This is a genomic window from Pseudomonas sp. W2-17 (assembly GCF_041060445.1).
Taxonomy (GTDB): Bacteria; Pseudomonadota; Gammaproteobacteria; order Pseudomonadales; family Pseudomonadaceae; genus Aquipseudomonas.
The window spans coordinates 67,512-90,417 of record NZ_JAUFNS010000018.1 but is presented as its reverse complement, the minus strand read 5'-3'; the positions used below and the strand labels follow the sequence as shown (position 1 = coordinate 90,417).

20 protein-coding genes are annotated in these 22,906 nt (G+C 60.4%); 3 read left to right on the top strand and 17 right to left on the bottom strand.

Annotation, left to right across the window (positions count from 1 at the left end; all coding sequences use genetic code 11):
* Nucleotides 1-103: 103 nt before the first annotated feature.
* The 7 genes from lpdA to sdhC all read right to left on the bottom strand — a co-directional run bounded on the left by lpdA (nt 104) and on the right by sdhC (nt 9,353).
* Nucleotides 104-1,540 (bottom strand): dihydrolipoyl dehydrogenase, encoded by a 1,437-nt coding sequence (gene lpdA / locus QWI20_RS21030; protein ID WP_122538408.1) that lies wholly within the window; start codon nt 1,538-1,540, stop codon nt 104-106.
* A 172-nt stretch (nt 1,541-1,712) separates the two neighbouring features.
* Nucleotides 1,713-2,969, bottom strand: coding sequence for a 2-oxoglutarate dehydrogenase complex dihydrolipoyllysine-residue succinyltransferase (gene odhB, locus QWI20_RS21025; RefSeq protein ID WP_369307060.1), 1,257 nt, complete (start codon nt 2,967-2,969; stop codon nt 1,713-1,715).
* A gap of 42 nt (nt 2,970-3,011) precedes the next feature.
* Nucleotides 3,012-5,843, bottom strand: coding sequence for a 2-oxoglutarate dehydrogenase E1 component (locus QWI20_RS21020; RefSeq protein WP_192174890.1), 2,832 nt, complete (start codon nt 5,841-5,843; stop codon nt 3,012-3,014).
* Between the two features lie 269 nt (nt 5,844-6,112).
* Complete coding sequence (locus tag QWI20_RS21015; RefSeq protein WP_122538402.1) at nt 6,113-6,817, bottom strand: succinate dehydrogenase iron-sulfur subunit; 705 nt, start codon at nt 6,815-6,817, stop codon at nt 6,113-6,115.
* Nucleotides 6,818-6,828: 11 nt separating this feature from the next.
* Nucleotides 6,829-8,601: a succinate dehydrogenase flavoprotein subunit gene (sdhA, locus tag QWI20_RS21010; RefSeq protein ID WP_065986293.1), complete on the bottom strand. Its 1,773-nt coding sequence runs from the start codon at nt 8,599-8,601 to the stop codon at nt 6,829-6,831.
* Nucleotides 8,602-8,604: 3 nt separating this feature from the next.
* Nucleotides 8,605-8,973 carry a succinate dehydrogenase, hydrophobic membrane anchor protein gene (gene sdhD / locus QWI20_RS21005; RefSeq protein WP_122538398.1) on the bottom strand — a complete coding sequence of 123 codons (369 nt, stop codon included), beginning with the start codon at nt 8,971-8,973 and terminating at the stop codon, nt 8,605-8,607.
* Nucleotides 8,967-9,353, bottom strand: a complete 387-nt coding sequence (gene sdhC / locus QWI20_RS21000) for a succinate dehydrogenase, cytochrome b556 subunit (protein WP_369307059.1) — start codon at nt 9,351-9,353, stop codon at nt 8,967-8,969. Before sdhC ends, sdhD begins: the two co-directional genes overlap by 7 nt.
* A 349-nt stretch (nt 9,354-9,702) precedes the next feature.
* Here sdhC and gltA point away from each other — a divergent pair, with 349 nt between their 5' ends.
* Nucleotides 9,703-10,992, top strand: coding sequence for a citrate synthase (gene gltA / locus QWI20_RS20995; RefSeq protein WP_037009384.1), 1,290 nt, complete (start codon nt 9,703-9,705; stop codon nt 10,990-10,992).
* Nucleotides 10,993-11,077: 85 nt separating this feature from the next.
* Here gltA and QWI20_RS20990 read toward each other — a convergent pair whose 3' ends face one another.
* The 9 genes from QWI20_RS20990 to QWI20_RS20950 form a co-directional block, all read right to left on the bottom strand.
* Nucleotides 11,078-11,686: an START domain-containing protein gene (locus QWI20_RS20990; protein ID WP_369307058.1), complete on the bottom strand. Its 609-nt coding sequence runs from the start codon at nt 11,684-11,686 to the stop codon at nt 11,078-11,080.
* A 45-nt stretch (nt 11,687-11,731) separates the two neighbouring features.
* A complete protein-coding gene (locus QWI20_RS20985) occupies nt 11,732-11,989 on the bottom strand; it encodes a YkgJ family cysteine cluster protein (RefSeq protein ID WP_346626386.1) in 258 nt (85 codons plus the stop codon).
* 95 nt (nt 11,990-12,084) lie between these two features.
* On the bottom strand, nt 12,085-12,597 hold the full coding sequence (locus QWI20_RS20980) for a translation initiation factor 2 (protein ID WP_369307057.1): 513 nt from the start codon (nt 12,595-12,597) through the stop codon (nt 12,085-12,087).
* A 306-nt stretch (nt 12,598-12,903) separates the two neighbouring features.
* Nucleotides 12,904-14,343 carry a PLP-dependent aminotransferase family protein gene (locus QWI20_RS20975; RefSeq protein WP_369307056.1) on the bottom strand — a complete coding sequence of 480 codons (1,440 nt, stop codon included), beginning with the start codon at nt 14,341-14,343 and terminating at the stop codon, nt 12,904-12,906.
* Nucleotides 14,344-14,494: 151 nt separating this feature from the next.
* Nucleotides 14,495-15,310, bottom strand: coding sequence for an OmpA family protein (locus QWI20_RS20970; RefSeq protein ID WP_369307055.1), 816 nt, complete (start codon nt 15,308-15,310; stop codon nt 14,495-14,497).
* Nucleotides 15,307-15,660 (bottom strand): DUF4398 domain-containing protein, encoded by a 354-nt coding sequence (locus tag QWI20_RS20965; protein WP_369307073.1) that lies wholly within the window; start codon nt 15,658-15,660, stop codon nt 15,307-15,309. The genes QWI20_RS20970 and QWI20_RS20965 overlap by 4 nt, the downstream gene beginning before the upstream one ends.
* A gap of 21 nt (nt 15,661-15,681) precedes the next feature.
* Nucleotides 15,682-16,506 carry a substrate-binding periplasmic protein gene (locus QWI20_RS20960; protein ID WP_369307054.1) on the bottom strand — a complete coding sequence of 275 codons (825 nt, stop codon included), beginning with the start codon at nt 16,504-16,506 and terminating at the stop codon, nt 15,682-15,684.
* A gap of 124 nt (nt 16,507-16,630) precedes the next feature.
* Nucleotides 16,631-17,560, bottom strand: coding sequence for an electron transfer flavoprotein subunit alpha/FixB family protein (locus QWI20_RS20955; protein WP_369307053.1), 930 nt, complete (start codon nt 17,558-17,560; stop codon nt 16,631-16,633).
* Complete coding sequence (locus tag QWI20_RS20950; RefSeq protein WP_282372558.1) at nt 17,560-18,309, bottom strand: electron transfer flavoprotein subunit beta/FixA family protein; 750 nt, start codon at nt 18,307-18,309, stop codon at nt 17,560-17,562. The genes QWI20_RS20955 and QWI20_RS20950 overlap by 1 nt, the downstream gene beginning before the upstream one ends.
* 549 nt (nt 18,310-18,858) lie before the next feature.
* On the opposite strand from QWI20_RS20950, the gene QWI20_RS20945 reads away from it, so the two are divergent.
* On the top strand, nt 18,859-20,523 hold the full coding sequence (locus QWI20_RS20945) for an electron transfer flavoprotein-ubiquinone oxidoreductase (protein WP_369307052.1): 1,665 nt from the start codon (nt 18,859-18,861) through the stop codon (nt 20,521-20,523).
* A gap of 235 nt (nt 20,524-20,758) precedes the next feature.
* On the opposite strand, the gene QWI20_RS20940 is transcribed toward QWI20_RS20945, so the two are convergent.
* Nucleotides 20,759-21,664 (bottom strand): AraC family transcriptional regulator N-terminal domain-containing protein, encoded by a 906-nt coding sequence (locus QWI20_RS20940; RefSeq protein ID WP_369307051.1) that lies wholly within the window; start codon nt 21,662-21,664, stop codon nt 20,759-20,761.
* Between the two features lie 178 nt (nt 21,665-21,842).
* Here QWI20_RS20940 and QWI20_RS20935 point away from each other — a divergent pair, with 178 nt between their 5' ends.
* A complete protein-coding gene (locus QWI20_RS20935) occupies nt 21,843-22,895 on the top strand; it encodes an NAD(P)-dependent alcohol dehydrogenase (RefSeq protein WP_369307050.1) in 1,053 nt (350 codons plus the stop codon).
* Nucleotides 22,896-22,906: the final 11 nt, after the last annotated feature.

The window sequence follows — 22,906 nt, the reverse complement described above, 5'->3', positions numbered from 1 at the left end:
GGCATGAAGCCTGTCCTGCGCTGCCGGGAGTTCGAGTCCAACGGACCTTCCGCGGTAAGCCCTGCGAGCAGGGCCTACGACGGGCGGACCGTCGTGGTTATTTTCAGCGTTTTTTCTTGTTCTGGATGTGGATGGCGCCGCCATTCACAGCCAGTGCCGCTTCGTGCAACGCTTCGGACAGCGTCGGGTGGGAGAAGACCATCATGCCGATGTCTTCGGCACTGGTGCCGAACTCCATACCGATCGCGCCCTGCTGTACCAGCTCTGCAGCGCCAGGACCAATGACGTGTACACCCAGTACACGGTCGGTCTTGGCATCAGCGATGACCTTGACGAAACCGCCGGTGTCATTCGCTGCCATTGCACGGCCGCTGGCCGCGAACGGGAACTGACCGACGTTGACTTCAACGCCTTCGGCCTTCAGCGTCTGCTCGGTTTTACCGACCCATGCGATTTCCGGGTGGGTGTAGATAACCGACGGAATCAGGTCGTAGTTCATCTGGGTCTTGTGACCCTTGATGCGCTCGACAACCATGATGCCTTCTTCGGATGCTTTGTGCGCCAGCATCAGACCACGAACCACGTCACCGATCGCGTACACGCCAGGAACGCTGGTCTCGCACTGCTCGTTGACGAAGATGAAACCGCGCTCGTCGATGTCGACGCCGCTGTCGGCAGCCAGCAGTTCGGTGGTCACCGGGCGACGGCCCACGGCCACGATCACGCGGTCGAAGGTGATGTTCTGCTCACCGTCTTTGTCGGTGTAGGTCACGACGACTTCGTCGCCATTGACCTTGGAACCGGTGACGCGTGCGCCCAGCTTGATGTCCAGACCCTGCTTGGTGAAGGTCTTCTGCGCTTCCTTGGCAACGGCTTCGTCAGCGGCTGGCAGGAATTTCTCCAGGGCCTCGAGCACCGTCACTTTGGCACCCAGACGAGCCCAGACCGAACCCAGTTCCAGGCCGATAACACCGGCACCGATAACGCACAGGCGCTCAGGCACTGCCGGGAATTCCAGGGCGCCAGTCGAATCGACGATGGTGACCTGATTGACCGGAGCCGGCGGAATGTCGATCGGACGCGAGCCGGAGGCCAGAATGATGTTCTCGGCTTCGATGACTTCGGTGGTGCCGTCAGGCTTGGTCAGCTCGACTTTCTTGCCGGCCAGCAGTTTGCCGTGACCTTGCAGGGAAGTGACGCCGTTGGCCTTGAACAGGCTGGCAACGCCGCCGGTCAGGCCTTTGACGATCTGCGCCTTGCGGCCAATCATGGCAGCAATGTCCATCTTCAGGTCGCTGAGCGAGATGCCGTGAACACCGAACTGGTTCTTGGCTTCGTAGAATTTCCACGAGCTGTCCAGCAGCGCCTTGGACGGGATGCAGCCCACGTTCAGGCAGGTACCGCCGAGGGCCAGCTTGCCCTCTTTATCCTGATACTTCTCGATGCAGGCAGTCGTGAGACCGAGTTGCGCGGCCTTGATAGCCGCCACGTAGCCGCCAGGGCCAGCGCCAATCACTACCACGTCGAATTTCTGGGACATAGAAAAGAGTTCCTCTTTAGCTGCGAGCTTTAAGCCACAAGCTGCAAGCTGATCCGTGATGCTTTACAGACGAGTTGCAGCCTGTTCATTAGGATGTTGCGACGACCCAAGCGTCGGCGCCAGGCTGCTGTAACTTGCAGCTTGGCGCTTGCGGCTTGCAGCTGCCCTTGACTCAGATGTCCAGCAACAGACGCGCCGGGTCTTCCAGCAGGTTCTTGATGGTCACCAGGAACGTCACGGCTTCTTTACCGTCGATCAGGCGGTGATCGTAGGACAGCGCCAGATACATCATCGGACGGATGACGACCTGGCCGTTGATCGCCATAGGACGCTGCAGAATGTTGTGCATGCCCAGGATGGCCGCCTGCGGCGGGTTGACGATCGGGGTCGACATCATCGAACCGAAAGTACCACCGTTGGTGATGGTGAAGGTACCGCCAGTCATCTCGTCGATGGACAGTTTGCCGTCACGGGCTTTCTTGCCGAAGGTGGCGATGCCGCCTTCGATTTCAGCCAGGCTCATCTGCTCGGCGTTGCGCAGCACCGGAACCACTAGGCCGCGATCGCTCGACACGGCAACGCCGACGTCGGCATAACCGTGGTAGACGATGTCGGTGCCGTCGATCGAAGCGTTGACCGCAGGGTAGCGTTTCAGCGCTTCGGTCGCTGCCTTGACGAAGAACGACATGAAGCCCAGGCGTACGCCGTTGTGGGACTTCTCGAACAGGTCCTTGTACTTCGAACGCAGGGCCATGACTTCGGTCATGTCGACTTCGTTGAAGGTTGTCAGCATCGCCATGTTGGACTGAGCTTCAACCAGACGCTCGGCAACCTTGGCGCGCAGACGGGTCATCGGCACGCGCTTCTCGGTGCGGTCGCCAACGGCGGTCACAGGAGCAGCGGCTGCAGCAGCAGGCTTGGCGGCAGGCGCGGCGGCCGGAGCGGATTTCTTCGCTTCGATGGCAGCGACGACGTCTTCCTTGGTCACGCGGCCGTCTTTGCCGGTGCCTTTGACGCTGGACAGGTTGATGCCGTTTTCTTCGGCCAGCTTGCGGGCAGCCGGAGCGCCGATCGCGTCTTCGTCACCGGAAGCAGCGGCTGGGCCAGCGGCTGGGCCAGCGGCAGCCTGGGCAGGCGCAGCAGCAGGAGCCGATGCAGCGGCGGCTGGAGCGGCCGCAGCTGGAGCGGCGCCGCCCTCTTCGATCGAGCCCAGCAACTGGTTCGACAGGACAGTGGCGCCCTCTTCGGCAACGATTGCGCCCAGTACGCCGTCAGCTTCGGCCAGTACTTCCAGAACGACCTTGTCGGTTTCGATATCAACGATCAGGTCGTCACGCTTGACGGCGTCGCCCGGTTTTTTGTGCCAGGTGGCAACGGTGCCGTCGGCAACGGATTCCGGGAAAGAGGGGGCTTTGATCTCAATAGCCATTATCTGTAATTCCTTTAATTCGGTTTCTAGTGCGCGAAGGCGTTAAACGGAGAACGCGTCTTTCAGCAGTTTTTCCTGCTGTTCGGCGTGCATCGAAGCGTATCCACAAGCAGGAGCAGCGGAAGCATCACGGCCGGCATACTCGAGAACGAGGTTGCGGTTGTGATTGCCAATGCTGCGGCGCAGGTGGTGCTGACTGCTGTACCAGGCGCCCTGGTTCATCGGTTCTTCCTGACACCAGACCACGTTGGTCAGATTGGTGTAAGGCGCGATGGCCTCCATCAGGTCGTCTTCCGGGAACGGATAGAGCTGCTCGAGACGCACGATGGCGATGTCTTCGCGGCCTTCGGCACGGCGTTTTTCCAGCAGGTCGTAGTAGACCTTGCCGCTGCACAGCACCAGACGCGTCACTTTCGCGGCATCGAGGGTGTCGATTTCCGGGATGACGGTCTGGAACGAGCCATGGGCCAGATCTTCCAGGGTCGATACAGCCAGCTTGTGGCGCAGCAACGACTTCGGCGTCAACACGATCAGCGGCTTGCGCAGCGGACGGATCACCTGACGGCGCAGCAGATGGTAGATCTGAGCCGGGGTGGTCGGTACGCAGACCTGAATGTTGTGCTCGGCACACAATTGCAGGTAACGCTCAAGACGTGCCGATGAGTGCTCCGGGCCCTGCCCTTCGTAGCCATGAGGCAACAGCATGGTCAGACCGCACAGACGGCCCCATTTGTGCTCGCCACTGGTGATGAACTGGTCGATCACGACCTGTGCACCGTTGGCAAAGTCACCGAACTGGGCTTCCCAGATCACCAGCGCGTTGGGCTGAGTGGTCGAGTAACCGTATTCGAACGCCAGCACGGCCTCTTCCGACAGGAACGAGTCATACAGGTCGAAACGAGGCTGACCGGCGTACAGGTTCTGCAGAGGCACATAGGTCGCGCCGTCTTTCTGGTTGTGCAACACGGCGTGACGGTGCGAGAACGTACCGCGACCGACGTCCTGCCCGGTGATGCGCACCTGATGGCCTTCGAAGGCCAGCGTGGCGTAAGCCATGGTTTCCGCGTAACCCCAGTTGATCGGAAGGCCACCGACTTGCATCTTCTGGCGGTCTTCGTAGATTTTCTGGACCTGACGCTGAACCACGAAACCTTCCGGCACTTCCATCAGCTTGGCTGACAGTTCCTGGAGCGTCTTGAGGTCGAAACTGGTGTCGTGACGTGCCGTCCACGCGTGACCCAGGTACGGACGCCAGTCGACGAACAATTCCTTGTTCGGCTCTTTGACCAGGCTTTTGACCACATGCATGCCGTTGTCCAGCGCGTTGCGGTACTCGTCGACCTTGGCCTGAGCGGCTTCGGCGTTGAGGATGCCGGCGGCGGCCAGAGAATCGGCGTACAGCTCACGGGTGGTGCGCTGCTTGGCGATCTGCTGGTACATCAGCGGCTGGGTGCCGCTCGGTTCGTCGGCTTCGTTGTGGCCGCGACGACGGTAGCAGACCAGGTCGATGACCACGTCACGCTTGAACTGCATGCGGTAGTCGATCGCCAGCTGGGTCACGAACAGCACGGCTTCCGGATCATCGCCATTCACATGGAGGATCGGCGCCTGAATCATCTTGGCAACGTCGGTCGCGTACTCGGTAGAGCGCGAGTCTTCCTGCTTGCTGATGGTGAAGCCGACCTGGTTGTTGATCACGATGTGGATCGTGCCGCCCGTCTTGAAGCCACGGGTCTGCGACATCTGGAAGGTTTCCAGCACCACACCCTGGCCAGCGAACGCAGCGTCACCGTGGATCGAGATCGGCAGCACTTTCTCGCCAGTGGCGTCGTTACGACGGTCCTGACGGGCACGCACCGAACCTTCGACCACAGGGGAAACGATTTCAAGGTGGGACGGGTTGAACGCCATCGCCAGGTGAACTTCGCCGCCAGTGGTCATCACGTTGGACGAGAAGCCCTGGTGGTACTTGACGTCACCGGAGCCCAGCTCGACTTTCTTCTTGCCTTCGAACTCGTCGAACAGGTCGCGCGGGTTCTTGCCGAAGGTGTTGACCAGCACGTTGAGACGGCCACGGTGGGCCATGCCGATGACGACTTCCTTGGTGCCATAGGAACCGGAGCGCTGAATCAGCTCGTCGAGCATCGGGATCAGGCTTTCGCCGCCTTCCAGACCAAACCGCTTGGTGCCCGGGTATTTGGTGCCCAGGTACTTCTCCAGACCCTCGCCCGCCGTCACACGCTCGAGCAGGTGGCTCTTGATGTCGGCGGAATAGGCAGGACGGCCACGCACGCTTTCGAGGCGCTGCATGAACCAGTTGCGCTGGTTGGAATCGACGATGTGCGTGAACTCGGCGCCGATGGTGCGGCAATATGTCTGCTGCAACGCTTCGACGATTTCGCGTAGGCTCGCTTCTTCCTTGCCGATGAACAGGTCGCCGGCACGAAATGTGGTATCGAGGTCAGCGTTGGTCAAACCGTAATGGTTGATCGACAGGTCAGCTGGCGCAGTACGCTTCCACAGACCCAGAGGATCGAGTTGCGCACCCTGATGGCCGCGCATACGGAATGCCTGGATAAGTCGCAGCACTTCAACTTGCTTCTTTTCATGCTCGCTGCTCACGCTGCCGGCAGAGACCGGTTGGGCGCGGCGCTGGTTTTTCCCCAGCAACACAAAATGATCGCGAACCGTAGAGTGCGATACATCGGTGGCAGTGCTGCCGTCAGCCGGCAACGTCTGAAAATAGGTGCGCCACTCTTCTGGCACAGCGTTAGGGTCGTGCAGGTAGAGCTCATAGAGCTCTTCCACATAGGCAGCGTTACCACCGGAAAGGTGGGCGCTGTTCCACATGCGCTGCATCACGCTTTCTTGCATGCTTGGTCACCCTCGATTAGGGGACACCATCGGCGTCGATGCCAGCGCAAACTTGAAAAGTCCATGTGCAGCGACTTCAAGTCACTAGGGATCACGCAGATAGTCCGGGTACCAGCCCGGATGCCCCTGCTGGTTTCATTTCTTCAAAATAAGAGCTGAAGCCATACGACAACTGCTCAGGTTAAAACTACGGCGCCGGTTGAAGCCTGCGCCGCAGCGTTTACGGGTGCTGCAGTAGCGGGTGCTGCGATGTTACAGGTGTGGCGAACTCAGACACCGCTTTTGAGCAGCATGTTGCGCACGTGACCGATAGCCTTGGTTGGGTTAAGGCCTTTCGGACAAACGTTGACGCAGTTCATGATGCCGCGGCAGCGGAACACACTGAACGGATCGTCCATGGATGCCAGACGCTCTTGCGTTCTGGTGTCGCGGCTGTCAGCCAGGAAACGATAGGCTTGGAGGATCGCAGCAGGACCCAGGAACTTGTCGGGGTTCCACCAGAAGGACGGGCAGGACGTCGAGCAGCAAGCGCACAGAATGCACTCGTACAGGCCGTCGAGTTTTTCCCGCTCTTCCGGGGTCTGCAGGCGCTCGATGGACGGAGCCGGCGTGTCGTTCTGCAGGAATGGCTTCACCTTCTCGTATTGCTTGTAGAAGATGCTCATGTCGACGGCGAGGTCACGGATGACCGGCAGACCAGGCAGTGGACGAACCACCAGCTTGTTGCCCTTGACCACAGCCGACAACGGCGTGATGCAGGCCAGGCCGTTCTTGCCGTTGATGTTCATGCCGTCGGAACCGCACACGCCTTCGCGGCACGAACGACGGTACGAGAAGCCTTCGTCCTGCTCTTTGACCAGAGCCAGCACGTCCAGCACCATCAGGTCCTTGCCACCGGTGTCGACCTGGAAATCCTGCATGAACGGCGCGGCGTCCTGATCAGGGTTGTAGCGATAAACACTGACTTGCAACATGGCGGTCACCCTTAATAAGTCCGAATCTTAGGTTCAAAAGTCGGAACAGTTTTCGGCGAGAAGTTCACGGCACGCTTGGCTACGCGCTTGTCACCCGGGAAGTACAGGGTGTGGCACAGCCAGTTCTCGTCGTCGCGATCTTCGAAGTCTTCACGGGCGTGGGCGCCACGGGACTCCTTGCGATGCTCTGCGGCGATCGCCGTTGCTTCAGCGACTTCCAGCAGGTTCTGCAGTTCCAGCGCTTCGATCCGGGCAGTGTTGAACGCCTGGCTCTTGTCGTTGATCTTGACGTTGGCGATGCGCGTGCGGAGGTCAGCCAGCTGGGCAATACCCTTCTGCATGTATTCGCCGGTACGGAACACACCGAAGTAGTTCTGCATGCAGCTCTGCAGCTCTTTGCGCAGGGTCGCCACGTCTTCGCCATCGGTGCGGGAGTTCAGGCCGTTGAGGCGAGCCAGCGCGACGTCGATGTCGGTTTCGGAAGCGCGACGGTAGTCGACGCCCTCGTTGAGCGCCTGCTCCAGGTGCAGACCCGCAGCACGACCGAAGACCACCAGGTCGAGCAGCGAGTTGCCGCCCAGACGGTTGGCGCCGTGAACCGATACGCACGCCACTTCACCGACCGCGAACAGGCCCGGGATGATGGTGTCGACGCCGGCGGCGTCCTGGGTGATCGCCTGACCATGAATGTTGGTGGCAACGCCGCCCATCATGTAGTGGCAGGTCGGTACGACAGGGATTGGCGCCACGGCTGGATCGACGTGCGCGAAGGTCTTGGACAGTTCCATGATCCCTGGCAGACGGCTGTGCAGCACTTCCTCACCGAGGTGATCAAGCTTGAGCATTACGTGGTCGCCGTCAGGACCGCAACCGTTGCCGGCGATGATTTCCTTAACCATCGAGCGAGCCACGACGTCACGACCGGCAAGGTCCTTGGCGTTCGGCGCGTAGCGTTCCATGAAACGCTCGCCGTGCTTGTTGATCAGGTAACCGCCTTCACCACGGCAGCCTTCGGTGACCAGTACACCTGCGCCGGCGATGCCGGTCGGGTGGAACTGCCACATTTCGATGTCCTGAACCGGCACACCGGCACGCAGCGCCATGCCCACGCCGTCGCCGGTGTTGATCAGGGCGTTGGTGGTGGAGGAATAGATGCGGCCGGCACCGCCGGTGGCCAGTACAGTCGCGTCGGCGCGGATGTACGAGGTTTCACCGGTTTCGATGCAGATGGCGATGATGCCGACGAACGCGCCGTCCTGGTTCTTCACCAGGTCAACGGCGTAGTACTCGTTCAGGAATACGGTGCCGGCTTTCAGGTTGGCCTGATACAGGGTGTGCAGCAGTGCGTGACCGGTACGGTCGGCAGCGGCACAGGTACGTGCAGCCTGACCGCCCTTGCCGAAGTCTTTCGACTGACCGCCGAACGGACGCTGATAGATGCGGCCCTGCTCGGTACGGGAGAACGGCAGCCCCATGTGCTCGAGCTCGAACACGGCTTCCGGGCCCACGGAACACATGTATTCGATAGCGTCCTGGTCACCGATGTAGTCGGAGCCCTTGACGGTGTCGTACATGTGCCAGCGCCAGTCATCGTTCGGGTCGGCCGAAGCGATTGCGCAGGTGATGCCACCCTGCGCGGAAACGGTGTGGGAGCGAGTCGGGAAGACCTTGGTGACGACAGCGGTCTTGTGGCCGCCCTGAGCCAGCTGCAATGCGGCACGCATGCCCGCACCGCCGCCGCCAATGATAATGGCGTCGAATGAAAGCGTATTAATGTTAGCCATGAATCAGATACCCCAAAGAATCTGCACACCCCAGACGAAGTAAGCGAACATCGCAATGCCGCACACCGCCTGAAAAAGGAAACGCACCACTGTCGCGGACTTGCCCAGCGCCATTGGCGTCAGATAGTCGGTCGCGATGGTCCACATGCCAACCCAGGTGTGAGCCGCCAGGGCTACAAGGGCCAACAGGCTGAAGATGCGCATTGCGTTATGGGAGAAGAGCGCGTGCCACGTGGCGTATTCGATGCCAGGGTGAGCGATCAGGTACCCGATCAGGAAAATGAAATAAGCCGCGAGTACGACGGCGGAGACGCGTTGCGCCATCCAGTCATACAGGCCCGAACGAGAAAGGTTGGTGACGTTGGTTACCATATCCACACTCCTGCCAGAACGATCACCACCACAGACACGGCGATAACGATTTTAGAGCCCAGCTTGCCGCCTTCCAGCGTCTCGCCGATGCCCGAGTCCATGATGAGATGACGGACGCCCGCCACCAGGTGATACAGCAGTGCGGACAGAAGAGCCCAGATCACGAACTTGGCCAGCGGACTGGTCAGTCCCGCTTTCACCGACGCGAAGCCTTCCTCGGAGTCGAGCGACAGGTCCAATGCATAAAGCATGATGGCAATGCCGACGAAGAGGATGACACCGGAGATACGGTGAAGGATGGACGTGTAAGCAGTGATAGGGAGTTTGATGGTCCTTAGGTCTAGGTTTACAGGTCGTTGGCTTTTCACGGCTTTTTTCACACTGAAGAGCCCTAACACTCAGGGCAAGTTGTTGGGAAGTGTACTGGTCAGGTACCCACTACCCAGGAAGTGACCAACCCCGTTGAATCGGGCCTGAAAGCCCCTGGCGGTCGGACGCCGAGTATAGACAGTTAGCCAACTAATGACAACGCGCAGACCCTGTCCCAAGGGTGGATTGCTTTAGCCCGATAATTGGCGTAAATGGCCCGTAATTTCGACGAAAACCCCGCGTTAAAGCCTTCTGCTACAAGACTTTTGGCAAATTGACTTTAGAATTTATCTCACTATAGTGATGCGGGCCCTGCGTGGGGGGTCTGTCTGATGATTTGAAGCATAATTAGGAGGCCACATGGCTGATAAAAAAGCGCAGTTGATCATCGAGGGCGCAGCCCCCGTCGAGCTGCCCATTCTGACCGGCACCGTTGGTCCCGATGTTATCGACGTACGCGGCCTGACTGCCACCGGACGCTTCACATTTGACCCTGGCTTCATGTCCACCGCCTCATGCGAATCGAAGATCACCTATATCGATGGTGACAACGGCATTCTTCTGCATCGCGGCTACCCGATCGAACAGTTGGCCGAGCAATCGGACTACCTGGAAACCTGCTACCTGCTGCTCAACGGCGAACTGCCAACCGCCGAGCAAAAAGCCGAATTCGTCGTCACCGTGAAGAATCACACCATGGTGCACGAGCAACTCAAGACCTTCTTCAACGGTTTCCGTCGCGACGCCCACCCGATGGCCGTCATGTGCGGTGTGGTCGGTGCCCTCTCGGCGTTCTACCACGACTCACTGGACATCAATAATCCGCAGCACCGGGAGATCTCCGCGATCCGTCTGGTCGCCAAGATGCCGACCCTGGCGGCAATGGTTTACAAGTACTCCATGGGTCAACCCATGATGTACCCGCGCAACGACCTCAGCTACGCGGAAAACTTCCTGCACATGATGTTCAACACGCCGTGCGAGATCAAACCGATCAGCCCGACGCTGGCCAAGGCCATGGACCGGATTTTCATCCTTCACGCCGACCACGAACAGAACGCCTCGACGTCCACCGTGCGCATGGCAGGCTCGTCGGGCGCCAACCCGTTTGCCTGTATCGCCGCCGGTATCGCCGCACTCTGGGGCCCTGCCCACGGTGGCGCGAACGAAGCCGTGCTGACCATGCTCGATGAGATCGGCGATGTGTCCAACATCGATACCTACATCGCCAAGGCCAAGGACAAGAACGATCCGTTCAAGCTGATGGGCTTCGGTCACCGGGTTTACAAGAACCGCGACCCGCGCGCCACTGTGATGAAACAGACCTGCGACGAAGTCCTGCGCGAACTGGGCATCACCAATGACCCGCAGCTCGAGCTGGCCATGCGTCTCGAAGAGATCGCCCTGACCGACCCGTACTTCATCGAGCGCTCGCTGTACCCGAACGTCGACTTCTACTCGGGCATCATCCTCAAGGCCATCGGCATCCCGACCAGTATGTTCACCGTGATTTTCGCCCTGGCGCGAACTGTCGGCTGGATCTCTCACTGGAAGGAAATGCTCTCCAGCCCTTACAAGATCGGCCGTCCACGCCAGCTGTACACCGGCGAAGTGTCGCGCGACATCGTTCCGCTGGCCGAGCGCAAATAACTCGACAGCAAACACGAAGACGCAAAAAAAGGCTGCCCTCGGGCAGCCTTTTTGGTGTGTGGCTTTAGCGTCGCGAGCGAACCGGTCAGTTCTTCTCGGCTCGGTCCTTCAGCGCTTTCAGGGTGTTGAACGGCGCGTCGACCACGAACTTGTTCGCCAGCCAGGAGGGCACGCTACCGCCAGGCTCGGTGTGCACCTGATAGGTGACCTCGGTCAGGTTGTCGCCCTTGGGCACGAACTTCCAGAACCCCTCGACCTGCACCACCCGCACAAAGCCCTTCTCTTCCGGGATGTACTTGGGCTCGCCTTCCAGCTCACGGGTCACGCTGCCATCGGCGCCTTCCACTGTCGTCACTTTCAGTACCGAATCCCGCGGCGTGACCGGCCACGGCGTATTGAATTGGGAGTAGGTCCAGGTCTTGTCGCCGTCGTGCTTGAGGATCTTCTGCAGCTTGCATTCGTGAATCCACGCGCAGGCAGCGACCACGTCTTCCTGCAACGCTCTGAGCTTGCCGATGCCCGCCTTGATGGTGGTCACGCCTTGATAAGCCTTGTACTGCGATCCGGGAACTTCGCTGAGGGAGACCTTGATGCCCTCCTCGTTCTTCGCGACTTTCCACTCTTCAGCCTGCGCTGAGGCAGCCACCCATACAGTCAGTCCCAAGCCGAAAGCAATGCGGTACAGCGAGCTCATATGTTGTTCCTTATTGTTGAAGTTCAGTCGTGCCTCGGCTGCGCTTCACGCCACCGATGTCATCTTTTCCCACCAACCGATCAGCCGGATCGCGTCCTCAGGGCCGGTGCCACACACCTCAGGGTCCGCCGCAAACTGACCACACACCGCCGGCCTTCCCGGCTGTCCAAAGATGCCGCAGAGCATGTCTAGCGACAGGTGGAGACAGCGCATGCCCGCAGGCTTGCCGTTGGGCATGCCGGGAATCGGTGAGGTAATGGACGGCGCGATACAGCACGCGCCGCAGCCTGGACGGCATTCCATGAAGAGAACCTGTGTGGCAGTGAGAACGATGACCGGATCTTACGCGCTAAAACACACGTTTGAAAATCGAGCGCTCTGACAGCGTCATGGGTTCATCACTTTTTGAATGTGAAATCCAGCGCGGCGCCTTCCACATCCTTGCGCGCCTCGTTGCGCAGCTGCAGGTCCATTTCGTTGCTCAGCAGACGGCCTTGCATCTGGAAGTCCGGGTCGGCGTTCGCGTCAGGGAACATCTTCGGAAGCAGCGGCTTGGCGCCGGTTGACGGGGCTTTGGCCTTCGACGCGGAGCTGATGACGTTAGCCGGTGGGGTCAGCTGCTTGACCATCTCGGGCGGCAGGCTCAGGTCAAGTGGCACTTTGTTGAGCTTGGTTTCCTTGACCACCTGAGACGCCGATTTGCTCTTGCTGGCAACCGGGGCGCGCCGCGCCACTTCGGCGTTATCCGCTTTAACCTTGGCGGATTTGGCGTTGGGGCCAGCGGCCTTATCGTCGGTCGTTTTGGCGTTGGTAACTGTTCGCGGCGCTTCAGCCGAAGACTTGCCCGATGCAACAACCGGCACGGTCGTGATATTTGGCGCAAGGGTATGGAAGGCTGGCGTGTCAGCCACTGGCTTGTCCGGCAATGCAGAAGAAGGCTCAGGACCAGCGACAGGCTTTGTTGGCTCGGGAGCCACGGTCGACACAGCGGGCGCGGCAGGGGCCGAGGCGGTGGCTTTCGCCGGTGGCGTGGGCGCTTTATCCGCATCACAGGCGCTCAGCAACACCAACAACATCACACTTATACAACGCAGTGATTTCATAGTCTGAACGGCAGTAAGTAAGACAGGAGCCATATGCTGGCCCTTTGCACGGCGGCTGACAAGCTGCCTTGTCCGCCTCCCCCGATAGTATGGAAACCTGGCAACCCTACGAGTTCACCAGGATTGCCCGGCATCCTGGCACAACTGCTTGGCCAGCATGCCCACCGTCATTAACGCCCTCTCAGCTTCCCGGTTCCACGGCAACCCGCAGTTAAGGCGAATGCAGTGGTTGAACTGCTCCGTATTACTGAAAATCAGTCCCGGCGCAATGCTGATGCCCTGCTCCAGCGCGCGCACGTGCAACTCCTGAGTGTTCACCCGCCCCGGCAGACTGATCCAGAGAATGAACCCGCCCGCAGGCCGGCTGATCTGCGTACCCTCAGGGAACATCTGCTGCACCGCCAGCTGAAACGCGCTAAGATTTTTGCGGTGCTCCTGGCGGATAAAGCGTAAGTGCCGGTCGTACCCGGCGTTTTCAAGGTAGGACGCCACCGCCATCTGCGTCACGCTGCACGCTGAATGGGTGCTGAAGGTTTGCAGGCGCTGGATTTCCGCCTGGTATTTCCCGGCGATCATCCAACCGATCCGCACCCCCGGCGACAGGGTCTTGGAAAAGCTCGAGCAGTAGATCACATGGCCCAACCGGTCGAAGGCCTTCAGCGCCTTGGTCTTGTTCTGCTCGTACATCAACTCGCCGTAGATGTCGTCTTCGATGATTTGAATGTCGAAGTCCGAGGCCAGGCGCAGCAGGTGTTTCTGCCGCTCTTCCGGCATGGTGCTGCCCAGGGGATTGCTCAGCCGCGACGTCATGACCAGCGCCTTGATCGACCACTGATTGGCCGCCAGTTGCAGTGCTTCCAGGCTGATCCCGGTGTTCGGGTCGCTGGGAATTTCGATGACTTTCAGGCCAAGCAGATCGGCCAGTTGCAGCAAGCCGTAGTACGTCGGAGATTCTGCGGCGATCAGGTCGCCCGGGCTGGTCAGCACCCGCAGCGACATCTGCAGCGCATCGACACAGCCATGGGTGATCACCACTTCCGAGGGATCGATCACCACGCCGGCGTCGCGCATGCGAATCGCCACCTGACGGCGCAGCGGTTCAAAGCCAGGGCTGAACATGTAATTGAACGCCCGAGGGCTCTGAAAGCGGGTGACCTTGGCCAGTTGCTGATGCAACGCGCGCAGCGGTAAGTAATCGATGTGAGGGACCGCAGCGCCAAACGCGAACACCCCTTCCCGCCGGGCTTCGACCAGCACCTGTTGAATGATGCTGGCGCGGGTGACCAGACCGGGGCGCTCCACCCGAGCGATGTCGGGGGTCGCCGCCGTGAGGGCCGGGGTTTGATGCACGTAGTAACCGGACTGCGGCCGCGCACGGATCAGACCCTGGTCTTCGAGATTGGCGTAGGCCTGCAGGACGGTGGCATGACTGACGTTGAGCTGGGAGCTCATCTTGCGTACCGAGGGCACGCGCTCGCCGGGCTGATACACGCCCCGGCGGATGTCTTCGGCCAGCTGTTGGGCAATGCGTTGGTACAGCAACAGACTGGTCATTTCGCGTCCCTCGATCCCGTGCTTTGATCATGCGTGCGGTGATCAAATAAAAAGGATCACCGGAACAGTTCGGAAGTGTACGGTGACAGTTCCTGTTCCGGCTAGAGGGCGCGGTGTTTGAATCGCCTGAATGATGCCAATCCCCTGCCCCTCAACGAGGCGCGCTGAGATGGCCCTTGTCGTCGGAGAACACAATTTCAACACGGCGATTCTGCGCACGACCACTTTCGGACGTGTTTGCGTCCACCGGGTACTGATCGCCGTAGCCTTCGACCTGAATCCGGTCTTCCTCGATGCCCAGATCCGACAGCACGTCAGCCACGGCCTGTGCCCGGTCTTTCGACAGCGCGAGGTTTTCCTGAGCGTCGCCGGTGCTGTCGGTGTAGCCCTCGATGCGCACCACACGCTTGGGATTAAATTGCAGGAACTGCACGACCTTCAGCACCGTACGATTGGCCGAGCTTTTCAGTTCGGCGCGGCCGGTATCAAACAGCATGTCGCCCAAGGTCATCACCAGTCCGCGCTCGTTCTGCTGCGTGGACAGGCTGATCACCTGATCTTCGGCCCACTTGCCCTGCTGCTGGGCGCCGGCCAGCTTGGCTTCACGCAACGCCAGTTGCAGGCGCTGACGCTCAAGCTCCAGCCGCGCGAGCTTTTCCTGATTCAACAGCAGCTTGCTGTGCTCCCGGGCGATCGCGCTGTAACGGCTGCTCAGGTAGGCGTAATGACTGACGTCGTCAGCGCTGCCGATGTAGCTCGACAGGCGCTCGGCCCTGCCCAGCAACTCGCCGGCGCGGATGACGTCCTTCGGCGCGCTGCGCAGGACATTGGTGTCTTCCTTGACCTTCTGATAATCGTTGATGGCGCCCTGCAACGCCTGCTCACTGCTCTGGTGACCGGCACAGCCAGCAAGACCGGCACTGGCCAGCAAGAGGCCGAAACTGAGGCTTCGCGCAACAGTATTCATTGACCGGCTCCCAACTGCTTGCGCAGACGCTCAAGCCGGATATTGACCTGGGCCACCTGCGCTTCGCTCTTCTGCGTCAGCACTCGGGCCTCGGCCAGACGCGCGTCCAGCTCGGCCTGTTCGGCCTGCATGCGCGCGTCTTTGTAGGACTTGTCCGCCATATCGGCGCGAGCCTGGGTCAGCTTCGTCTGCGCGGTCACCAGGTCAGGTTCTTCATCCGTAGCACCGACTGCGGCGGCCTGGCCGACGGCCTGTTCGGTGAGCTTGAGTTGTTCGGTGGGCGCCGGGTCGTTGGCACAGCCCACGAGGGCGGCGAGCACGACAGCGGCGAATACAGGCTGGATTTTCAAAAGAAAGCTCAAAACACATTCCTACTGATGGAGGGCGCTGCCGGACTGCTGCAATTGAATTTTCCACAGGTCCAGATTGCGCGTGACGGCTTCACTGGAGCGACCGGAAGCCGCCAATTCTGTCATTTTTTTCGCCAGCTGTCCGCGCAGCCATGGATCGTTGCAGGCGGAGTTGAACGACAGCGCCAGATAAAAGCCCGGCCGATCAAGGGGCATGGGCTGGGTTTGCAGATCTTTAGCGATGTCCAGCGCCTGGGTCACGGCCATACCGGCATAGCGGCCGGCGAGGACAAACTCGACCTGCCCCGCCGCCAGTTTCTGAAAGGCCTTGGGGAGGCTGGACTGCTTCTCCAGCGTCAGGTGAGCCTTGATCGCCTCATCGAATCCGGCGGTGACCCGGGTCTTTTCGGACATGGCGCCGGGATGGCCCTGCAGATCGGCCAAGGAATTGAACGGCTGCTCATGACCGTTGCGGGTCCAGACCATGATTTCGTTCTGGGCGATGGGCGGGTGGATGAAGTCCAGGGATTCCAGCTCGGCGTTGTTGAGCGGCGTGTCGGCGAGCATGTCCATGCGCCCGGTGCGCACCTCTTCCAGGGCCTGGCTGCGCTTGCCGCCATACAGCAGCTCGACCTTGACGCCGATCTGTTGCGCCGCCTCCTTGAGCAAGTCGGCATTGGCTCCCATCAGGTGCTTGGGGTCCTGGGGGTCGCGCCACAGGTACGGCGGCGCATCCGGGCTGCCGGTGACGATCAGCCGGTCACACTTGCCCGCAGACCAGACCAGCGACGGCAGCAACAGCAACCCGCCCAGCAGTGAAGCCAGCGTCTGCTTTGGCGACAACATGACAACGTCCTTTTTCGAGCCCATAAAAAACCCGTCAGCCCCGACTGCCTGAGCGCTGGTTCATAGTGAACACGCTTGCGGCAGCCCGAACGAACGGGTTCTCTTTATAAGGCAGGGAAGTGGATTAAACCAGCTTCTCCAACTCCGGGATCGCTTCGAACAGATCCGCCACGAGGCCGTAATCGGCCACCTGGAAGATCGGCGCTTCTTCGTCCTTGTTGATCGCGACAATCACTTTGGAGTCTTTCATGCCGGCGAGGTGCTGGATCGCGCCGGAGATGCCGACCGCGATGTACAGCTGCGGCGCGACGATCTTGCCGGTCTGGCCGACCTGCATGTCGTTGGGCACGAAGCCTGCGTCAACGGCCGCGCGTGAAGCGCCGACCGCTGCACCCAGCTTGTCAGCCAGGGTGTACAGGTGTTTGAAGTTGTCACCGTTCTGCATGCCGCGGCCGCCGGAAACGACGATCCTGGCAGCGGTCAGTTCCGGACGGTCGGACTTGGCCAGCTCTTCGCTGACGAAGGACGACTTGCCGGCATCGTGGGCTGCGCCCACGGCTTCAACCGAAGCAGAACCGCCCTCGGCTGCCACTGCATCGAAGCCGGTGGCGCGAACGGTGATGACTTTCACGGCTGCCGACGACTGAACGGTCGAAATAGCGTTACCGGCATAGATCGGGCGCTTGAAGGTGTCAGCGCTTTCGACCGAGATGATCTCGGAGATCTGATCGACGTCCAGGTGCGCTGCGACGCGGGGCAGGATGTTCTTGCCGTTGGAGGTTGCAGCCGCCAGCACGTGGCTGTAAGCCGAAGCCAGCTCGACGACCAGCGGGGCGACGTTTTCCGGCAGTTGGTGCTCGTAGGCGGCGTTGTCAGCCACGAGGACCTTGGACACGCCTGCGATTTTTGCAGCTGCTTCGCCGACGGCAGCGACGTTCTGACCGGCGACCAGAACGTGGATGTCACCACCGATTTTTGCGGCAGCAGCAACGGTATTCAGGGTGGCGGGAGCGATTGCGCCGTTTTCGTGCTCAGCGATAACCAGGGTCGTCATCAGATCACCTTCGCTTCGTTTTTCAGTTTATCAACCAGTTCAGCAACCGACTTGACCTTGATGCCTGCGCTGCGGGCAGCCGGGGCTTCAACTTTCAGGGTCTTGTTGGTGGACGCAGTCGAAACACCCAACGCATCAGGCGTCAGCACTTCGAGGGGCTTCTTCTTGGCTTTCATGATGTTTGGCAGCGAGGCGTAGCGCGGCTCGTTCAAACGCAGGTCGGTGGTGACGATGGCTGGCAGCTTGAGCGATACGGTCTGCGCGCCGGCGTCGATTTCACGGGTGACGTTGACGCTGTCGCCGGACACTTCGACTTTAGAGGCGAAGGTGCCTTGGGCATAACCGCTCAGCGCAGCCAGCATCTGGCCGGTCTGGTTGTTGTCACTGTCGATCGCCTGCTTGCCGAGAATGACCAGTTGCGGCTGCTCTTTATCGACAACGGCCTTGAGCAACTTGGCCACGGCCAGCGAGGTCAGTTCGTCAGCGGATTCCACGAGGATGGCGCGATCGGCACCCAGTGCCAACGCGGTACGCAGTTGCTCCTGAGCGGTGGTCGGACCGATGGAAACGACGACGATCTCGGTCGCAACGCCCTTCTCTTTCAGGCGCACGGCTTCTTCTACAGCGATTTCGCAGAAGGGGTTCATCGACATTTTAACGTTGGCGAGATCGACGCCGGAGTTGTCCGCTTTGACGCGAACCTTGACGTTGTAGTCGACCACTCGTTTGACAGCTACAAGAACCTTCATGGATTCCTCGTTTCTCTCCGGTGAAAAGAAATCGCCAGGCCAGGCCCGGCGATGGGTACTCGTCAGTGTAGGGAACACCTGTGAAAACAACGTATTCACCGTTGCTGAATGCGGATGTCAGCAAAAGCGGCCACGCCAGGGCGGCAATCCAAGCCAGACGCCGAGCGCCCGTGTAAACTGCAGCGCGCCGCCGGCCTGAGGCTGACGGTTGCGCGGGGCGATGCTCACGTTGCTTTTACCGGTGCTCTGCTACCGACGGTTCGTACGCAATGATGAGGGCTGACAGCCAACCCATAGCCAGCGCAAAACCGCCCGTATCTTGACCGCAACGTCTAGTCGGGTCAATACGACATAAACGCCAGTCACAAGCCGCCTCACCATGATTTATCAGGGTTTCGGCCGATTCAAACAAACGTTTGTATTGGACCTGTGAGGTGGTGTAGATATAATGCGCGCCTTTGAGATGACACCCGGGCCCACGACCTTCCCGGTGTCGGTTTAGCCATCTATAAAAAAATATGCCGTTGAGCCTTGAGTAGGAGATAGCCTGTGGAACGCGAATTTATGGAGTTCGACGTCGTCATCGTCGGAGCCGGGCCCGCCGGGCTGTCTGCCGCTTGCCGCCTGAAACAGAGAGCCGCAGACGCCGGTCAGGAAATCAGCGTCTGCGTGGTGGAAAAAGGCTCCGAAGTCGGTGCTCATATTCTCTCCGGCGCGGTGTTTGAACCCCGCGCCCTCAACGAGCTGTTCCCCGACTGGAAAGCCCTCGGCGCCCCGCTCAACACCCCGGTCACACGTGACGACATCTATGTGTTGACCGGCGCTGACGCCAGCCAGAAAGTGCCGGGCGCGTTCGTGCCCAAGACCATGCACAACGAAGGCAACTACATCATCTCCCTGGGCAACCTGTGCCGCTGGCTGGCGCAGCAGGCCGAGAACCTCGGCGTCGAAATCTACCCGGGCTTTGCCGCTCAGGAAGCGCTGATCGATGAGAACGGCGTGGTCCGCGGGATTCTCACTGGCGATCTGGGCGTGGACCGTGAATGCAATCCGAAAGAAGGCCTGTACACCCCCGGCATGGAACTGCGCGGCAAGTACACGCTGTTCGCCGAAGGCTGCCGTGGCCACATCGGCAAGCAACTGATCAACCGTTTCAACCTCGACAGCGAAGCCGACGCCCAGCATTACGGCATCGGCCTGAAGGAAATTTGGGAAGTGGATCCGGCCAAACATCAGCCAGGCCTGGTGGTGCACACCGCCGGCTGGCCGCTGGATATCATGGGTACCGAAAATACGGGCGGCTCGTTCCTTTACCACTTGGAAAACAATCAGGTCGTGGTCGGGCTGATCGTCGATTTGTCCTATGCCAACCCGTACCTGTCGCCGTTCGATGAGTTCCAGCGCCTCAAGCACCATCCGGTCCTCAAGCAGTACCTGGAAGGCGGCAAGCGCATCAGCTACGGCGCGCGAGCGATCTGCAAGGGCGGTCTGAATTCGCTACCGAAGATGGTCTTCCCCGGCGGCGCGCTGATCGGTTGCGACCTCGGCACGCTGAACTTCGCCAAGATCAAGGGCAGTCACACCGCCATGAAGTCCGGCATGCTCGCCGCTGAAGCGGTGGCGGATGCGCTGTTCGCCGGCAACGAGGGTGGCGACGCGCTCAACGGCTACGTCGAGGGTTTCAAGGCCAGCTGGCTGCACGAAGAGCTGTTCGCCAGCCGCAACTTCGGGCCCGCTGTTCACAAATTCGGCGCGATCTTCGGTGGTGCGTTCAACTTCATCGACCAGAACCTGTTTGGCGGCAAGATCCCCTTCACCCTGCACGACACCAAGCCGGACTACGCGTGCATGAAGCTGGCGGCCGATTCGAAGAAGATCGATTACCCGAAACCCGACGGCAAGCTGAGCTTCGACAAGTTGAGTTCGGTGTTCATCTCCGGCACGAACCACGAAGAAGAGCAGCCGTGCCACTTGAAGCTGAAGGATCCGAGCATCCCGATCAGCGTCAACCTGCCGAAGTGGGATGAGCCTGCTCAGCGTTACTGCCCGGCGGGGGTTTACGAGGTGGTGACCCAGGAAGACGGCGCGAAGCGCTTCCAGATCAACGCGCAGAACTGCGTCCACTGTAAAACCTGTGACATCAAGGATCCGTCACAGAACATTACCTGGGTAGCACCGGAAGGCGCAGGCGGCCCGACCTATCCCAATATGTAAGGGAAGCGGCAAGCTTCAAGCTTTAGCTGCAAGCTTCCCGGCTGAATCCGGTCCTACTGACACTGCGCGTGTTCAGTGGGACCGGCTTTAGCCAGGAAGGCGCAAGCGGCCATACCGCAAAATTGATGTTGCACACACCGACGTATTCCCGGCTGAAGCCGGTCCCACAACGACACCGCATAACCTCCGTAGGACTGGCTTTAGCCGGGAAGCTTTTGAGGCTCAGCCTCACCCCTCACGCTGATACTTTCAGCCGCTCGCCCTCTTCCCCCGGATTGCGCTCGAAGTAGCGTTTGTACTCGCGACTGAATTGCGACGTGCTCTGATACCCGACCTTGTGCGCGACCTGCGCCACACCCATGCCCTCGCCAATCAGCATCTGCTGAGCCTTGAGCAGGCGCACGCGTTTGAGGTACTGGACCGGCGACAGCAAGGTGCTGCGCTTGAAATGCTCATGGAAGGTCGAGGCGCTCATGTTGGCGCAGCGGGCCAGATCCTCGACGCTCAAGGCCTGATCGTAATGGTCGCGCAGGTATTGCAGCGATGCCGCAATGCGCGCGAAGTGGCCGGTCTGTTCGACCAATGCCCGCAGCACCCCGGCCTGGGGACCGCGCAACGCGGCATACACCACCTCTCTGACCCGAGCCTGCCCCATCACTTGCGCGTCCAGCGGATCGTGCAGACAGCGCAAAAGCCGCTCGACACTCTCACGCATCGGCGCATCCAGCTCGGCGGAGGTCATGGACTCCGGCGTCTGCGCCTTGACCTTCACGTTCGGCGCCTCGCCCATGGCCTGCACCAGCTCGCCCAGCAGCGCGCGATCGATCGACACGGCGACGCCATACATGGGCGCCTCGGCCGTCGCGAAGGTTTCGCACATGAACGGCACCGACAACGCCTGCACCAGATAATGACCGGCGCCGTATTCCAGCGTTCGCGGGCCCAGGCGTGCGAGCTTGCTGCCCTGGGCGATGATCACCAGGCTCGGTTCATAGATCTGCGGGCTGCTGGCGACGTAGTAATCCCAGGACATCGCCTGCACGCCCGGCACGAGGGTGTCGACGAAACCCGGGCGCGGTGCCAAGGGTTTGATAAGGGAGACCAACTCGGCGTTGGCGTCGGAATGGGAAAGAGGAGACATGGGCAACCATACGGAGGATTTGACACCGCCATCATCGCAGATCTGCCACGCGCCGCGTGAATCGAGGTGTCAGGTTCGGAGGATCAGGCATGACAGACGGAGGAATGACCATGGCCGTCGACGCCTTGGCTGCGGACAATGCACCGCCTCAACCGTCATCGTTTTTGCGAGGTTCTTCATGTACACAGCCATCGGTTACGCCGCCCAGTCCGCCACTGCTCCCCTCGCCCCCATGACGTTCAGCCGCCGTAGCCCGCGGCCGGACGACGTGGCCATCGAGATCCTGTACTGCGGCGTCTGCCACTCCGACATCCACCAGGCGCGCAACGAGTGGGGCATCGCCGTGTACCCGCTGATGCCGGGCCACGAAATCGTCGGCAAGGTCACCGAAGTCGGCGCCAACGTCAGCAAGCACAAAGTCGGTGATCTGGTCGGTGTCGGCTGCATGGTCGATTCCTGCCGTCAGTGCGAAGCCTGCGCCCGCGACCTCGAGCAGTATTGCCTCGAAGGCGCGACCATGACCTACGCCACTCCGGACCGCGTCGACGGCAGCAACACCATGGGCGGCTATTCCAACAGCATCGTGGTCAGCGAGCATTTCGTTGTGCGTATCCCGGAGAAACTCGACCTGGCCGCTGCCGCGCCGATCCTGTGTGCCGGCATCACCACCTACTCGCCGCTCAAGCATTACGGCGTCAAGGCCGGCCACAAAGTGGGCGTGCTGGGCATGGGCGGTCTGGGCCACATGGGCATCAAGTTCGCCAAGGCCATGGGCGCCGAAGTGACGCTGTTCACCCGCTCGGCGAGCAAGGCAGAAGAAGGTCGTCGTCAGGGCGCCGATCACGTCATCGTTTCGACGGATGCCGAGCAGATGAAAGCCGCTGCCGGTCATTTCGACTTCCTGCTGGACACCATTCCGGTGCAGCACGATCTGAACCCCTACCTGGAAACCCTGCGTTTTGACGGCGTGCACATTCTCGTCGGCCTGATCGAACCCGTCGATCCGGCGCTGCACGCAGCCAATCTGGTGATGAAGCGTCGCGTGCTGGCGGGTTCACTGATCGGTGGCATCGCCGAAACCCAGGAGGTGCTGGATTTCTGCGCCGAGCACGGCATTACCTGCGACATCGAGATGCTCGACATCAAGAACATCAACGAGGCCTACAGCCGCATGATCGCCGGTGACGTGAAATACCGTTTCGTGATTGACATGGCCACATTGAAGGCCTGATCCACCGGTCG